The 15,251-nt window shown below is 73.6% G+C and carries 12 protein-coding genes and 1 pseudogene; 11 read left to right on the forward strand and 2 right to left on the reverse strand.

Annotation, left to right across the window (positions count from 1 at the left end; all coding sequences use genetic code 11):
- Window positions 1-21 precede the first annotated feature (21 nt).
- From glmM to VLY81_RS14535, 4 genes and pseudogenes are all read left to right on the forward strand, one after another.
- The gene (glmM, locus tag VLY81_RS04285; protein ID WP_324669793.1) at window positions 22-1,479 is read left to right on the forward strand and encodes a phosphoglucosamine mutase; all 1,458 of its coding nucleotides are present in this window, start codon (window positions 22-24) and stop codon (window positions 1,477-1,479) included.
- A 349-nt stretch (window positions 1,480-1,828) separates the two neighbouring features.
- Window positions 1,829-3,643: a glutamine--fructose-6-phosphate transaminase (isomerizing) gene (gene glmS / locus VLY81_RS04290; protein ID WP_324669794.1), complete on the forward strand. Its 1,815-nt coding sequence runs from the start codon at window positions 1,829-1,831 to the stop codon at window positions 3,641-3,643.
- Between the two features lie 82 nt (window positions 3,644-3,725).
- The gene (gene acpS, locus VLY81_RS04295; RefSeq protein WP_324669795.1) at window positions 3,726-4,157 is read left to right on the forward strand and encodes a holo-ACP synthase; all 432 of its coding nucleotides are present in this window, start codon (window positions 3,726-3,728) and stop codon (window positions 4,155-4,157) included.
- Window positions 4,154-5,671 (forward strand): annotated as a pseudogene (locus VLY81_RS14535) (NAD(P)H-hydrate dehydratase); the annotation flags it as partial. The gene acpS and the pseudogene VLY81_RS14535, both read left to right, overlap by 4 nt.
- A gap of 72 nt (window positions 5,672-5,743) precedes the next feature.
- On the opposite strand, the gene VLY81_RS04300 reads toward VLY81_RS14535, so the two are convergent.
- Both VLY81_RS04300 and VLY81_RS04305 read right to left on the reverse strand, forming a co-directional pair.
- Window positions 5,744-6,343, reverse strand: coding sequence for a biotin transporter BioY (locus tag VLY81_RS04300; protein ID WP_324669796.1), 600 nt, complete (start codon window positions 6,341-6,343; stop codon window positions 5,744-5,746).
- A 4-nt stretch (window positions 6,344-6,347) separates the two neighbouring features.
- On the reverse strand, window positions 6,348-7,415 hold the full coding sequence (locus VLY81_RS04305) for a biotin--[acetyl-CoA-carboxylase] ligase (RefSeq protein ID WP_324669797.1): 1,068 nt from the start codon (window positions 7,413-7,415) through the stop codon (window positions 6,348-6,350).
- Window positions 7,416-7,454: 39 nt separating this feature from the next.
- Here VLY81_RS04305 and alr point away from each other — a divergent pair, with 39 nt between their 5' ends.
- The 7 genes from alr (at window position 7,455) to hisG (ending at window position 15,250) form a co-directional block, all read left to right on the forward strand.
- Window positions 7,455-8,636 (forward strand): alanine racemase, encoded by a 1,182-nt coding sequence (alr, locus tag VLY81_RS04310; RefSeq protein WP_324669798.1) that lies wholly within the window; start codon window positions 7,455-7,457, stop codon window positions 8,634-8,636.
- Between the two features lie 108 nt (window positions 8,637-8,744).
- Window positions 8,745-9,230, forward strand: coding sequence for a MerR family transcriptional regulator (locus tag VLY81_RS04315; protein WP_324669799.1), 486 nt, complete (start codon window positions 8,745-8,747; stop codon window positions 9,228-9,230).
- Between the two features lie 150 nt (window positions 9,231-9,380).
- Complete coding sequence (gene glnA / locus VLY81_RS04320; protein ID WP_324669800.1) at window positions 9,381-10,712, forward strand: type I glutamate--ammonia ligase; 1,332 nt, start codon at window positions 9,381-9,383, stop codon at window positions 10,710-10,712.
- Between the two features lie 224 nt (window positions 10,713-10,936).
- Entirely contained in the window at window positions 10,937-11,488 is a 552-nt protein-coding gene (hpt, locus tag VLY81_RS04325; protein ID WP_405001328.1) for a hypoxanthine phosphoribosyltransferase, read from the forward strand.
- A complete protein-coding gene (guaA, locus tag VLY81_RS04330) occupies window positions 11,488-13,101 on the forward strand; it encodes a glutamine-hydrolyzing GMP synthase (protein ID WP_324669802.1) in 1,614 nt (537 codons plus the stop codon). The genes hpt and guaA overlap by 1 nt, the downstream gene beginning before the upstream one ends.
- 12 nt (window positions 13,102-13,113) lie before the next feature.
- Complete coding sequence (gene hisZ / locus VLY81_RS04335) at window positions 13,114-14,493, forward strand: ATP phosphoribosyltransferase regulatory subunit (RefSeq protein WP_324669803.1); 1,380 nt, start codon at window positions 13,114-13,116, stop codon at window positions 14,491-14,493.
- 61 nt (window positions 14,494-14,554) lie between these two features.
- Window positions 14,555-15,250, forward strand: coding sequence for an ATP phosphoribosyltransferase (gene hisG, locus VLY81_RS04340; RefSeq protein WP_324669804.1), 696 nt, complete (start codon window positions 14,555-14,557; stop codon window positions 15,248-15,250).
- Window position 15,251 lies beyond the last annotated feature (1 nt).

Here is a 15,251-nt window from a genome sequence, read left to right on the forward strand (position 1 = left end):
GACGGGGGAGGGTGGGTACTGGTGGGCCGACTCTTCGGGACCGACGGGGTACGAGGCGTCGCCAACCTGGAGCTTTCACCGCTGCTGGCCTACCGGCTGGGGCGCGCCACCGGGGCGCTGGTCACGGGATGGGGAGACGGGGAGGCCGGCCTGGGGCGATCCCCCGTGGCCGGGTCGGCGGCGCGGGATGAAAGGCCACAGCGTCCCTTCGTGCTGGTGGCCACCGACACGCGCGTCTCGAGCGGGATGCTGGAGGCGGCGGTGACGGCCGGACTGACCTCGGCCGGGGCGGACGTGGTGCGCCTGGGGGTACTGCCCACGCCCGCGCTCAGCTGGCTGGTCCCCCATGCCGGGGCGGCGGCGGGCGTCATGATCTCGGCGTCGCACAACCCCGTGGAGGACAACGGGATCAAGATCGTGGGCGCCGACGGCTACAAGCTCCCCGACCGCATCGAGGCCCTGCTGGAGCGCACCGTCGACGAGATGGACGGGCAGGACCGGCTGCCACGGCCCGTCGGACTGTCCGTGGGCCGGGTCCGCTACGAGCCTCACTGGCAGGAGGCCTACCTCTCCCACCTGATCGACCTGGTGGGCACCACCTTCGAGGGGTGGAGGGTGGTGGTGGACTGCGCCAACGGGGCGGCGCACCGGCTGGCGCCCGAGCTCCTGCGGCGCCTAGGCGCCGACGTGGTGGCCATCAACACGGGAGACTCCGGCGAGGACATCAACGTGGGCTGCGGCTCCACCCACCCGCAGCGAGCCGCCGACGTGGTGCGCCAGTCGGGGGCCCGGGTGGGGCTGACCTTCGACGGGGACGCCGACCGATGCATCGCCATCGACGAGCAGGGGCAGGTCGTCGACGGCGACCAGATCCTGGCCATCTGCGCGCTGGAGCGCCTGCGCCACGGCACCCTGCCCGGGCGGGCCGTGGCCGTCACCGTCTACTCCAACGGCGGGTTGCGGGAGGTCTTGCGCAAGGCCGGCGGCGACGTCGTGGTCACCCCGCCGGGCGACCGCCACGTGCTGGAGGCCATGCTCCGCCAGGGCCTGGTGCTGGGAGGCGAGCAGTCGGGTCACGTCATCTTCCTGGAGCATGCCCGCACGGGTGACGGGCTCCTGACGGGACTCATGCTGCTGGCGGCCATGCGACGCTCGGGATGGCCGCTCTCCCATCTGGCGGCTCAGATGCCGCGCTACCCGCAGGTGCTCCTCAACGCCCGCGTGGCCGGCAAGGAGTCGCTGCTGGAGCAGCCTGAGGTGCGCCAGGTCATCGAGTCGGCCGAGCGTGCGCTGGGCGAGTCGGGGCGCATCCTGGTGCGCCCCTCGGGCACCGAGCCGGTGGTGCGGGTCATGGTGGAGGGCCCCGACCGGCAACGGGTGGAGCGGCTCGCCCGCGAGGTGGTGGAGGTGTTGGAGCGGGCGAGTCGAACGATGGCCCAACGCTCCGAGGGGGTGGTGACAGGGCAGGTCGAGGCCTAGCGAGTCGTCTTGCGTCCGCGCGGCGTCCTTGGACGACGGCCCATCACGGCGACGCGCCGACCGACGCGACGGACGGGCGCCTGATCGAGCGGCCCCCCGGCGGGCCGCCGAGGCAGATGAAGCGCCAGGGCTTGCAGGTGCCAGCCTGCAAGTTGACGAGGCGGGGGATCTCGGATCATCGGCGGGTGACCCCCGGCCGGCCACGGTCGTCAGGAGGCTGCCAAAGACCGGGAGCGATCCCGGGGACAAAAGGCCTCCGGGTGGCCAGGTGCCCTACGAGGCGTGACGGTACGAAGGCACCGGTGCGCCGCGCGTCGCCGCGGGGCGACGAAAGGGGTACCTGAGGCCAATGTGTGGCATCGTCGGCTACGTCGGGAGCCGTCCGGCCCTGCCCGTGCTGCTGGGCGGGCTGCGACGGCTGGAGTATCGTGGGTACGACTCCGCGGGCGTGGCGGTGGTCAACCACCGCCTGGAGGTGCTCAAGGTGGTCGGGCGCGTCGAGCGTCTGGCCCGGATGGCGGACCCCTCTCGACTGACGGGCGAGCTGGGCATCGGACATACCCGCTGGGCTACCCACGGGGCGGTCAGCGACCGAAACGCCCATCCCCACGTCGACTGCACCGGGCACCTCGCCGTCGTGCACAACGGCATCATCGACAACCACGCGGAGCTGCGGCGGGAGCTGGAGGCCAGGGGACACCGCTTCGTCTCCGACACCGATACGGAGGTCGTCGCGCACCTGCTCGAGGAGCTGGACCAGGTCGACCTGGCCGCGGCGCTGCGAGCGGCCAGCCGGCGGCTGCGCGGGTCGTGGGCCCTGGGGGTGGTCAGCGCCCGTCGACCCGGGGTGCTGGCGGTCGCTCGCCAGGACAGCCCCCTGGTCATCGGCCTCGGCGATGGCCAGCAGGTGGTGGGCTCGGACGTCACGGCCGTGCTCGACCTGACCCGCCGGGTCCTCTACCTGCGAGACGGCGAGGTCGCCTGCCTCACCCCCGAGGGCGTGACGGTATGGGATGCTGACGGCCGGCGGGTCGAGCGGGAGCCGTTCGAGGTGCCCTGGGAGGCCAGCGCCGTCGAGCTGGGCCCCTACCCGCACTTCATGGCCAAGGAGATCTTCGAGCAGCCCCAGGCGGTGCGGCAGGCCCTGGCCGGGCGGGTGGAGCCGGGCAGCGGCCGGGTGGATCTGGGGGAGACCGGGCTCGACCCCGCGACCCTCCGGAGCTTCCAGCGCTACGCCATCGTGGCCTGCGGCACGGCGTGGCACGCCGGGCTGGTGGGGCGGCACCTGCTGCAGCGCGCCACCGGCCGGCCCGTTTCGGTCGAGGTCGCCTCGGAGTTTCGCTACGGCGACCCGATGGTGGACGCCGGCACGCTGACGGTGGCCATCAGCCAATCGGGGGAGACGGCCGACACCCTGGCGGCGGTGCGAGAGGCGAGGCGCCGCGGCTCTCCGGTGCTGGCCATCGTCAACGTGGAGGGCAGCTCCCTCTCCCGAGAGGCCGACTGGGTCCTCTACACCCGGGCCGGGCCGGAGGTGGCGGTGGCGTCCACCAAGGCGTACCTCACCCAGGTCGTCGCTCTGCACCTCCTGGCGGCCTGGGCCGCTCCCACGGGAGCGGAAGCCACGGGGCTCCAGCTGTTGCAGCTGCCCTCGCGCCTCGAGGCGACGCTGGGCCTGGACCCGGCTGTGCAGGAGCTGGCCCGCGAGCTGGCGGGGTCGGAGCACCTCTTCTACGTCGGGCGTGGCCTCGACTACGCCGTGGCCCTGGAGGCGGCGCTCAAGATCAAGGAGATCTCGTACGTCCATGCCGAGGCGTACGCGGCGGGCGAGTTGAAGCACGGCACCCTGGCCCTCATCGAGCCCGGCCGGTGGGTGGTGGCGCTGGCCACCCAGCGTGCGCTCCTGGCCAAGACCGCCGGCAACGTGGCCGAGGTCAGGGCCAGGGGTGCACAGGTGGTGGTAGTGGGGCCCGGCGCCTCACCCGGCCGGGCCGAGCTGGAGCCGATGGCCGATCGCTACCTGCCCCTGCCCGAGGCGCCCGAGCCCCTGCTGCCCGTCCTGGCGGTGGTGCCCATGCAGCTGCTGGCCTATCACGCTGCGCGAGCGCGGGGTTGCGACGTGGACCGGCCGCGCAACCTGGCCAAGAGCGTGACGGTGGAGTAAACCCGGTCCGGATGCCCCCGGAGCGGCCTCGGATCTGGTAAAACAGGGGTGACGAGCAACGGCCGAGGGGGGACGGCTGCCCTTGGGCTGTAAGACGGGGCCCGCCGAGGTGGTGGGGGTGGGCGTCGACGTGGTCGAGCTGGACCGCATCGGCCGCGCCTATGCCCGGCACGGGGCCCGCTTCCTGGAGCGCCTGTACGCGGCCGACGAGGTGGCCTACTGCACCGCCAAGCGTCCGCACGCCGCCGTGGCCTGCCTGGCGGCCCGCTTCGCCGCCAAGGAGGCGGTCATGAAGGCCTTGGGGACCGGGCGGATCGGGGTCGCCTTCAGCGAGATCGCCGTCGTCCATCGACGAGGCGGGCGTCCGGGCATCCGCCTCGTCGGCCGGGCGGCCCGGGTCGCGGATAGGCTCGGGGTGGACGAGGTCTGTCTGTCCATCAGCCACGGCCGTGACGTGGCGGTGGCCGTGGCCATCGCCATCAGCCGGCGACCGGGGGGCCCCGCCCCGCCGTGATCAAGGTCGTCGCCCGCCATGCCATGCAGGCCATCGATCGGCAGGCGGCGGCCGAGTACGGCGTGCCGACCCTGCTGCTGATGGAGAACGCGGGAGCCGCCGTGGCGCGGCGGGCGGCCGCGCTCCTGGGAGGACGGCTCCAGGGCAGGAGGGTCGTGGTCGCTGCCGGGCCCGGCAACAACGGAGGCGACGGTCTGGTGGCGGCCCGCCGGTTGGCGGCCGCGGGCGCCCGGGTGAGGGTCGTGATGGCTGTGGACGGGGGGCCCGAGCAGCCCAGGCTCTCCGAGGACGCCGCCGTCCAGTACCGCCTGGCTCGCGCCTTCGACCTCGAGTGGAGCTGGGTCGACGACGAGCCCCCGCCGGCGCTGATGGGCGACGCGGATCTGATCGTGGACGCGGTGCTGGGCACCGGCAGCCGGGGGGCGCCCCGAGGCAAGGCCGCGCGGGTCATCGAGTGGATGGCACAGGCCGGCCGGCCCTCGCTGGCTGTCGACATCCCCTCGGGCGTCGACGCCGACACGGGCCAGGTGCCCGGGCCGGCCGTCCGTTGCGTCGAGACCGTCACCTTCGGTGCGCCCAAGCCCGGGCTGCTGACCTTTCCCGGGGCGGCTCACGCCGGGCGCATCTGGGTGGCCGAGATCGGCTTCCCGCCGGCGCTCATCGAGGGTGCGCCAGCGGCGGCCCTCCTGCTCGACGCCGCCACGGTGCGCGACTGGCTGCCCCATCGCCCCCTCGACGCGCACAAGGGCCGCTTCGGTCACGTGCTGGTGGTGGCGGGCAGCCGGGGCATGATCGGCGCCGGCGCGCTGGCAGCGCGGGCGGCGCTGACGGCAGGGGCCGGCCTGGTCACGTGGGCGGTGCCCGCGTCTGTGCAAGACGTGGCGGCGCCCCTGGTGCCGGAGGCGCTGACGGCGGCCCTGCCCGACACGGGCGAGGGCCGGCTGGGTGACGGGGCCGACGAGGCCATCCTGGGCCTGCTGGTCGACCGCGACGTGCTCCTGATGGGGCCGGGCCTCGGCACCCACCCGGCGACGGCCCGTGCCGTGCGCCGGGTGGTGCAGGCGTGGGATGGCCCCATGGTGGTCGATGCCGATGGCCTCAACATCCTGGCCGACGACGCCGGGCGGCCGTCGGACCTGGCCGCTCCCGACGGGGGCCTGGCGGCGGTCGGCCCGTGGGGAGCGAGCCGGACGGTGCCGCCGGTGCTGACGCCCCATCCGGGCGAGATGGCGCGCCTGTTGGGGTGGAGCGTGGCCCAGGTGCAGGCTGACCGGCTGGCGGCCGCGCGGGAGGCCGCGGTGCGGCTGCAGGCGGTGGTGGCGCTCAAGGGGGCTCGCACCGTCATCGCCACGCCCGCGGGCGATCGCTGGATCAATCCCGCGGCCTCGCCGGCCCTGGCCACCGGCGGCTCGGGAGACGTGCTGGCCGGGGTGGTCGCCGGCCTGATGGCCAGGGACCGAGCCCGCCCGGCGGCAGCCTGCGCCTGCTTCGTGCACGGGCTGGCGGCCCACCTGGCGGCCGGGGCGGCGAGGCCGGCATCACCGCCACGGACCTGGCACGCGCGATGGGGGAGGCCCTGCGCGCCCTCAGGCGGGCCGACCCGATGCCCCCCGAGATGGAGCCGGCCGCACCTCTGCCCCTGTGACGGCGCGCTCGACGTAGGGAGCCGCCAGGCAGGCGGCCACCGCCTTGGCCAGGTCCGCTGCCACGAAAGGGCCGGCCCCCAGGGCCAGGGCCCGCATCCACGGCAGCCCCGTCACCGCCGCCAGCTGGGTGACACCCAGGGCGTAGATGACGGCCACCCCTGCCGCCGAGGCGACGGCGGCTCGGGCCGCGGCCGGCAGGCGCCCAGGGGCGGACCGCCCCATGCGGAAGAGGGCGCTCGAGATGGGCGCCGCCAGCACGAAGCCCCACAGATACCCTCCCGTCGGGCCCGCCAGATGGTGCGCTCCCGCGCCGAAGCCAGCGAAGACCGGCAGCCCCGCGGCGCCCAGGGCCAGGTAGGCGACCTGGCTGAGGGCGGCCGCTCCCGGTGGCAGCGCCAGCGCGGCCAGCAGGACGCCCAGCACCTGGAGGGTGACGGGTACGGGTGTGAAGGGCAGCGGGATGGTCACCTGCGCGAGGGCGGCGGTCAGCGCGGTGGCCACGGCCGCCCGACTCAACGTGGCGACGGAGACGGTCGACACGGCCTCAACCCCCTTGCGGTGTACCGGAGACGGCGCGCTCCCGCCCCGCGGAGGCGCGCAGGGAGACGTCACCGGCCATCAGGTCGAGCCTGCGCCCGGACGCATCGCGGAGCACCAGGGCGCCGCCGTCGTCCACGCCCACCAGGTGGCCCTCGACGGCGGTCGAGCCGGTCTCGACCCGCACCGGACGGCCCCGCCAGGCCAGCCGCTGCTCGACGGCACGGGCCACCTCCATGCAGGCCGCCTGCGCGTCGGCCTGCAGCCGGGCGAGGAGGGCCTCCAGCTCCTGGACGGCACGAGCGATGAGGCCCGCACGGTCCACGCGGTGGCCCAGCTCCGAGAGGCTGATCGGCGGCAGGGCCCCTGCGGGCCAGGCATCGCCCGGGCGGGCGGCGACGTTGATGCCGATGCCGATGACCGACCAGCGGATGGCCTCCTGGTCGCCGGCGACCTCCGTCAGCACGCCGCACAGCTTGCGATCGTCCACCAGGACGTCGTTGGGCCACTTGATGGCGGCCTGCAGTCCGTGCAGCGCCTCGACGGCCCGGGCGACGGCCAGCGCGGCGGCCAGGGCGATGACGGCTGCATGACGGGGATGGCAGCGGGGACGCGCCACCAGGGAGAGGTAGATGCCCCCGGGCGGGGAGTGCCATGCCCGCCCGCGCCGCCCGCGACCCGACGTCTGGCGATCGGCGACGACGAGCGTGCCGGCCGGTGCCCCGTGACGCTCGGCCAGATCCCTGGCCACGTCGTTGGTGGAGGAGACGGAGGGAAAGAAGTAGATGGGCCGGGGGGCGTCGTCGGGCTCGCCCAGGCGCAGCGCCACCTCCCACGGGAGCGGCCAGTCGGGCACGGAGACGAGCCGATAGCCTCGGTGCGGTACGGCCTCGATGCCGTAGCCGTACTGGCGCAGCCGGTCCAGGAGCTTCCAGACGGCGGCTCGCGTGATGCCCAGCTCGGCGGCCAGGTGCTCGCCCGAGCGATACGCGCCGTCGTCGAGCAGGCGCCGAAGGATCTGCAGGCGGGGCAGCAGCGGGATGGCCTCGTCCAAGGAGACCGACCGTCCGTTCACAAATGGTACTCGAAGGCAGTCTAAGGTGGGAGGCAGCCATTGTCAACCCATCGGACAGATCCGGTTGACGTTTGGGGCGGCGAGCCGATCGTCCAGTCCCAGGACAGGCTCCGCCGGGCCTGGGTCGAGGTGGACCTGGGGGCGGTCGCGGCCAACACGCGCCGCCTGGTGGCGCTGGTGCGACCCGCCCGGCTGGTGGCGGTGGTCAAGGCCGACGGGTACGGCCACGGAGCCACGGCGGTGGCGAGAGCCGCGCTCGATGCGGGCGCGTCGGCCCTGGGCGTGGCCACGACGGCGGAAGGGCTGGCCCTGCGGGCCGACGGCATCCGGGCGCCCATCCTGGTGCTGGGGGTCGAGGGGGCCGCGGAGCCCCTCGAGGCCCTGGTGGCTGCGGACCTGACCGCGACGGTGACGACCCTGGCCTTCGCCCGACGGCTGGCCGACGAGGCGCACCGCCAGCGGCGCCGGGTGCGGGTGCACCTCAAGGTGGAGACCGGCATGGGGCGGCTCGGCGCCCTTCCCGAGGAGGCGCCCGCACTGGCGCGGTGGATCGCTGCCGCGTCGGCCCTCGAGCTGGAGGCCGTCTACTCGCACCTGGCCACGGCCGACGAGGAGGACCCCTCGTACCTGCGCGAGCAGGCGGACCGGTTTCGCGCGGCATGCGAGGCCATCGAGGCGGCGGGGGTCGCCGTCCCGGCGCGCCACATCGCCAACACGGCCGGGCTCCTGGCCGCTCCCGAGCTCCGCTACGACATGGTGCGGGTCGGGCTGGGGCTGTACGGCTACTACCCGGCCGACCACCTGCGCGGGCGGGTCGCGTTGCGCCCGGCACTGCGGGTGATGGCAGCGGTGGCCGAGGTGCGCCGCCTGCCGGCGGGCAGCGGCATCGGCTACGGGCGCACTCATGTCCTGTCCCGGCCGTCGGCGGTGGCCACGCTGCCGGTCGGCTACGCCGATGGCCTGACCCGCCGTCTTTCCAACCGGGCCCGGGCCTCGTGGGAGGGGCGGGCCTACCCCGTGGTGGGCCGCATCTGCATGGACCAGTGCATGGTGGAGACGGGCGACGACGTCCCGCCGGTCGGCGCCGTCATGTGCGTGCTGGGGCCGGGAGATGGAGGCGAGACGACGGTCGAGGAGGCCGCTCGGTTGACCGGGAGCATCCCCTACGAGATCATCACGCAGCTGGGGCCCCGCCTCCCACGGGTCTACGTCGGGGCCTAGTCCCGGCGCCACGGCTTGTGAGAGGGTGCCGGCACGGGGTAAGATGGGACCGCCACCGATGACAGGATGCCGCCTCCGCGGGGCGGGGGCGGGAGAGGGGGACCGGCGGTGCCGGGCGTGGATCCCTCGGTACCCGTCTACCCGATCGGTGTGGTCCAGCGGCTCACCGGACTGTCAGCTCGCCAAATCCGCTACTACGAGAAGGAAGGGCTCCTCGCCCCCAGCCGCAGCCGAGGCAACCGCCGACTCTACTCGGTCGCCGACGTCGAACGGTTGCGGCACATCAAGTCCTTGCTGCAGCAGGGCCTCAACCTCGAGGGCGTGCGGTCCTATCTGGCCGCGGGCCAGGCTCCGCAGGCGCCTGCGCCGGCCGCGGGCACGGAGCCGGCGGCCGGGCCTGCCGAGGCCGAAGTGACCACGGCTGCGAGCGGCACGTCGGCGGGCGCCCGTCCTGAGCATCCTCTCGACCCCGCCATCTTCCGGCAGGCGCGGGGCCGTCGGCTCTCCTCGCTCTTTCCGGTCGATCGGCAGGCGGAGCTGGTGAGCTGGCTCGAGGAGGAGCGTCAGCAGCCCAAGACGAGCCCCACACCTTGATGTCACCTCGATAGCAGGATGGTGTCCAGCGACGGCGTACCGACCCAGGTGACGTGACGCCGCCGCCCGGGGGCGTCGACCGCGCTCGACGCGGTCGGACGGCCGGCCCGGGCGGTCAGGGTCACGATAGGAGGGCGGTGCGCCGGCGAGATGCAAGAGGAGACCATCGAGCAGCTGATCCGCCGCGCCCAGGAGGATCGCGTCGACTTCGTGCGCCTGCAGTTCACCGATATCCTGGGCATCGTCAAGAACGTCGCCATCCCCGTCCGGCAGCTGGAGCGGGCGCTGCGACAGGGCATCCAGTTCGACGGCTCCTCCATCGAGGGCTTCGCCCGGATCGAGGAGTCGGACATGATCCTGCGGCCCGACCCCTCCACCTACTGCCTCTTCCCCGGGCTGCGGCCCGAGGGCCGTACGGCCCGGTTCATCTGCGACGTCTACCGACCCGACGGTCGGCCCTTCGAGGGCGACCCGCGATGGGTGCTGCGGCGCGTGCTGCAGGAGGCGGCCGAGATGGGCTTCCGCGTCATGCTGGGGCCCGAGTGCGAGTTCTTCCTCTTCAAGCGGGACGCCGACGGGCGCCCGACGGTGCAGACGCAGGACGAGGCCGGCTACTTCGACCTGGGGCCCATCGACCTGGGCGAGGACGCCCGCCGGGAGATCGTGCTCGCCCTGGAGTCGATGGGCTTCGAGGTGGAGGCGAGCCACCACGAGGTGGCGCCGGGCCAGCACGAGATCGACTTCCGGTACGACGACGCCCTGGTGGCGGCGGACCGGGTGGCCACGCTCAAGGTGGTGACGCGCACCATCGCCGCCCGCCACGGGCTGCACGCCACCTTCATGCCCAAGCCCATCTACGGCATCGCCGGCAACGGCATGCACACGCACATCTCCCTCATGGCCGGAGAGACCAACGCCTTCTTCGACCCCTCGGGCCCGTATCAGCTCTCCGGCACGGCCCTGCACTTCATCGCCGGCCTGCTGCACCACGCCCGGGGCTTCACCGCGGTGACCAACCCCCTGGTCAACTCCTACAAGCGCCTGGTGCCGGGCTACGAGGCGCCCGTCTACATCTCGTGGTCCGCCCAAAACCGCAGCGCCCTGGTGCGGGTGCCGGCCGCGCGGGGGGCCGCCACCCGGGTGGAGCTGCGGTCGCCGGATCCCTCGGCCAACCCGTACCTGGCCTTCGCCGTCGTCATCGCGGCCGGGCTCGACGGCATCCGACGGGCCTTGAGCCCGCCCGAGTCGCAGGACGCCAACGTCTACCGCATGACCCCCGAGCAACGCCTGCGGGCGGGCATCGAGAGCCTCCCCGGCTCCCTGGAGGAGGCGCTGGAGGAGCTGGTGCAGGACGACGTCGTGGTGCGCACGCTGGGTCCCCACGTCTTCGCCCGGTTCGTGGAGGCCAAGCGCATCGAGTGGGACGTCTACCGCACCCAGGTGCACCGGTGGGAGGTCGAGCAGTACCTGGGCACCTTCTGAGTTGTGTCGCCCCGGCGGGCGTGTATGATAGGGCTAAAGCATCGACATCGGCGTCCGAAACTCGGCATCCCTCTCGCCGCTTGTGGCGGCGGGGGGTGGGGTGGCGGTCGCGGGGAGGGTGGGCAGGTCGCGCCGCCGGGGGCGGCAGCGGGATCATGGAGCAGGACGAGCCCGTCACGCTGGACAGGGCCGCGCACGCAAGTGCAAGGGCCCTCGCATCTCCATTGCTGGACGACGTGCAGGAGGTCCTCGTCAGCGAGCAGCATATCGCCCGGCGCGTCCAGGCGCTGGGCCAGCAGATCTCGGCCGACTACCGTGGTCGGGAGCCGGTGCTGATCGGCATCCTCAAGGGGGCCGTGCTCTTCCTCTCCGATCTCCTCCGGGCCCTGACCATCCACGCGTCGGTCGACTTCATGGCCATCTCCAGCTACGGCACCGGGACCCAGTCCAGCGGGGTGGTCCGCATCCTCAAGGACCTCGACCACCCCATCGCCGGGCGCGACGTCCTCATCGTCGAGGACATCGTCGACACCGGGCTGACCATCCGCTACCTCCTCGACAACCTGCGTTCGCGCCGGCCGGCCAGCCTGCGGGTCTGCGTCCTGCTCGACAAGCGGGAGCGGCGCCAGATCCCCGTCGAGCTGGACTACGTCGGCTTCGAGATCCCCGATCGGTTCGTGGTGGGCTACGGGCTGGACTACGCCGAGCGCTACCGCAATCTCCCGTTCATCGGCGTGCTGCGGCCCGAGGTGATCCGCGACCAGGGCGGGCGCTGATGAGCGGGCCCTCCGTCTCTGCCGAGGTCGTCACCGTCGATCCGGGGGGCCTGGCCGGCGCGGAGCCGGTCCTGGTGCTGGACCTGGGAGCCCAGTACGCCCTGCTCATCGCCCGGCGCATCCGGGAGCTGGGCGTCTACTGCGAGGTGGTGCCCGGCGACCTGCCCGCGCAGGCGCTGCTCGAGCGCCGGCCTCGCGCGCTGGTGCTGTCGGGAGGCCCGTCGAGCGTCTACGCCCCCGGGGCGCCCGGCGTGGACCCGGAGCTCTGGTCGGCCGGAGTGCCCGTCCTGGGCATCTGCTATGGCATGCAGCTGATGGCGCAGGCGCTGGGGGGCGAGGTGCGGCGGGGCGACCGGCAGGAGTTCGGGCGCAGCGAGCTGGAACTGTTGGGCGCGCCCGACGGCTCCTCGAGCGGGCGCCTCTTCGATGGGGTCGGTCGGCCGGGCGACCGGCTGGTCTGCTGGATGAGCCACGGCGACGTCGTGGTGGAGCCGCCGCCCGGCTTTCGATCGGTGGCGCGCACGGCCGTCTCGCCGGTGGCAGCCATGGAGCACGAGCAGCGCCCCCTTTTCGGGGTGCAGTTCCACCCGGAGGTCGCGCACACGCCCTTCGGCACGGCGCTGCTTCGCCACTTCCTCTACGACCTGGCCGGCGTCTCGGGAGGGTGGGACCCGCGTGACTTCGGGCGGCGGGCCGTCGACGCACTGCGCCAGCAGCTGCCCGAGGGGCGGGCCGTGGTGGCCCTCAGCGGAGGGGTCGACTCGGCGACGGCGGCGGCGCTCGTGCACAGGGCCCTGGGTGACCGGCTCACCGCCATCTTCGTCGACCACGGTCTGATGCGGCAGGGCGAGCCCGACTTCGTGCGGCGGGAGCTGGGAGAGCGACTCGGCATGCCGCTCATCGCGGTGGATGCAGGGGCACGTTTCTTGCAGGCGCTGCGGGGCGTGCGCGACCCCGAGCGCAAGCGACGGATCATCGGCCAGGAGTTCATCCGGGTCTTCGAGGAGACGGCCGGCGCCTTGCCCGATGTGCGCTACCTGGTCCAGGGGACGCTCTATCCCGACGTGGTGGAGTCGGGCGGCGGCAAGACGGCCACCATCAAGAGCCACCACAACGTCGGGGGGCTTCCCGAGCGCATGGGGCTGCGGCTGGTGGAGCCGCTACGCTTCCTCTTCAAGGACGAGGTGCGGGCCCTGGCGCGGGAGCTGGGGCTGCCCGACCGCATCGTGGACCGCCATCCCTTTCCGGGGCCCGGGCTCGCCGTGCGTATCGTGGGCGAGGTGACCCCCGAGGCGCTGGAGACGGTGCGGGCTTGCGATGCCATCGTCGTGGAGGAGGTGGAGCGGGCCGGGCTCGCCCGGGAGGTCTGGCAGGCCTTCGCTGTCTGGACCGGCAGCTACAGCGTCGGGGTCAAGGGCGACGCCAGGCTGTACGGCCCGGTGGTGGCGGTGCGCTGCGTGCAGAGCCACGACGGCATGACGGCCGACTGGGTGCGGCTCCCGTACGAGCTCTTGGATCGCATCTCCCACCGCATCACCAACGAGGTGCCCTACGTCTCCCGGGTGGTGTACGACATCAGCCCCAAGCCGCCCGCCACCATCGAGTGGGAGTGACGCAGAGGCACCGTGACGGATCTGCCACCGCTTCAGCCACCGCCCGGGACCCTGGACCTCCTGCCCGATGCCGCATCGGCCCGCAGGCGCCTCGAGGCCCGGCTGCGGGCGCGCTTCGAGCGCTGGGGCTACCGTGAGGTCGTCACCCCCACCCTGGAGCTCGAGGAGGTGGTCCGCCGGGCGGGCGGGCAGCTCCCCGCTCGCCAGCTCTACCGGTTCGTGGACCGGGAGGGCCAGGTGGTGGTGCTCCGCCCCGACTGGACCGCGTCGGTGGCGCGGCTCATCGCCGGGCGGCTCCGAACGGCCCCGCTGCCGCTGCGGCTCTTCTACATCGGCAGCGTCTTCCGGTACGACCGGCTCCGTCCCGACGATCCCCGGGAGTTCGGGCAGGCGGGGGTCGAGCTGGTGGGCGCCTCCTCCGAGATGGCCGACGCCGAGGTGATGGCGCTGGCCTGGGAGAGCTGCCGCGAGGCCGGCATCGAGGGGCCGCACCTGGAGGTGGGGCACGCCGGCTACGTCCAGGCCCTGCTCGACCAGCTGCCGGCCACGCTGCGGGCCGATGTGCAGCAGGCCCTGGTGCGGCGAGACTTCGTCACCTTCGAGGCGTTGCTGGGCCGCTCCGACGTACCGGACCGGGTGGCGCGGCTCTTGGCCGGACTCGTGGAGGCCCGGGGCGACGCCCGTGTGGTGCGCCGTGCTCTGGACGAGTGCCCCGTGGAGAGCGCGAGGGCGGCGCTGGCCTCGCTCGAGCGGCTCATCGGACACCTCGCCTCGCTGGGCCTGGGGCCGCACCTGGCCGTCGACCTGGGCATGGTCAAGGACCTGGACTACTACACCGGTGCCATCTTCGAGGTGTACGCGCCGGGCGGCGGCGCGTCGCTGGCGACGGGAGGGCGCTACGACACCCTGATGGCGCGCTTCGGCCTGCCGCTACAGGCCACGGGCTTCGCCCTGAGCCTGGAGCGGCTGACCCGGGCTCGCCAGCGTCGGGGTCTCCCGGACGGTCAGCCGCGCCTCGACGCCTGGGTCGTCGCGGGTGACGCCCGCGCAGACGAGGATGGCGGCGCGGGTGCCGTCTGGCAGCTGCTGCGGCGCTTGCGAGAGGCCGGGCTGGTGGCCGCGCTGGATCCGCTGGCGCGTCCCCTCGAGGAGAGCGTCGAGGCGGCACGCCAGCAGGGTGCCGCCTGGGTCGTGCTGGCGGACGCGAGGCACCGGGCCGATCGGCTCCGGGTCCGGCGCGTGGACGACCAGGGGGACCATCCCTGGCAGGAGACCGACGCCGGGCGCCTCGTCGAGCTGCTCCGGTCGATGCGTGCACCCGCCGGACCGTCGCCGGCTGACGGCGAGGACGGCACCACGGGGCGGCCCCGGGCCCATCGTCCTCGTCATTGACCGGGTCCGATGCCCCGTGCTATCGTCTGGTAAGCGCCACAGGGATCTGGAAGGGTTGTCCTTGGCCTCGATCGACATGCACCACGGACAGGCCCCCGACCTCACCATCGCGCTGCCGAAGGGCCGGCTCACCTCCGAGGCCGTCGCGCTGCTGGGCCAGGTCGGCCTCGATGCCAGTGCGGCCGTGGGAGCCTCTCGTGACCTGGTCACCCTGGACCACGGGGCCGGGGTGCGATTCTTGCTGGCCAAGCCGTTCGACGTGCCCACCTTCGTCGCGGCGGGTGCGGCGGACCTGGGCATCGTGGGCAAGGACGTGCTGATGGAGGTCGAGCCGGCCGTGGTGGAGCTGCTGGACCTGGGCATCGGGCGGTGCCGGATGCAGGTGGCGGTGCCGGAGGGCTCCGGCGTGCGTGGCGTCGAGGAGATGGAGGCCCCGGTGCGGGTGGCCACCCGTTATCCCCGCGCCACCCTGGCCTACTTCCAATCGGTGGGGCTGCCGGCGCAGGTGGTGCGCCTGGATGGCTCCATCGAGCTGGCCCCCCGGGTGGGGCTGGCCGACGCCATCGTCGATCTGGTGCAGACCGGTCGCACGCTGGAGGCCAACGGGCTGGTCGCCATCTCGACCATTGCCGAGATATCGGGCCGTCTCATCGCCAACCCGGTCCGCTGGAAGCTCAAGTACGATCGCATCGCCCGCCTCATCTCGGAGATGCGGGGTCTGGTGCCCGTCCGCCCGGTGAGAGGGCGGGAAGGGTGAC

Origin of the sequence: Limnochorda sp. LNt, assembly GCF_035593265.1 — a bacterium.
Classification (GTDB): Bacteria; Bacillota; Limnochordia; order Limnochordales; family Geochordaceae; genus Geochorda; species Geochorda subterranea.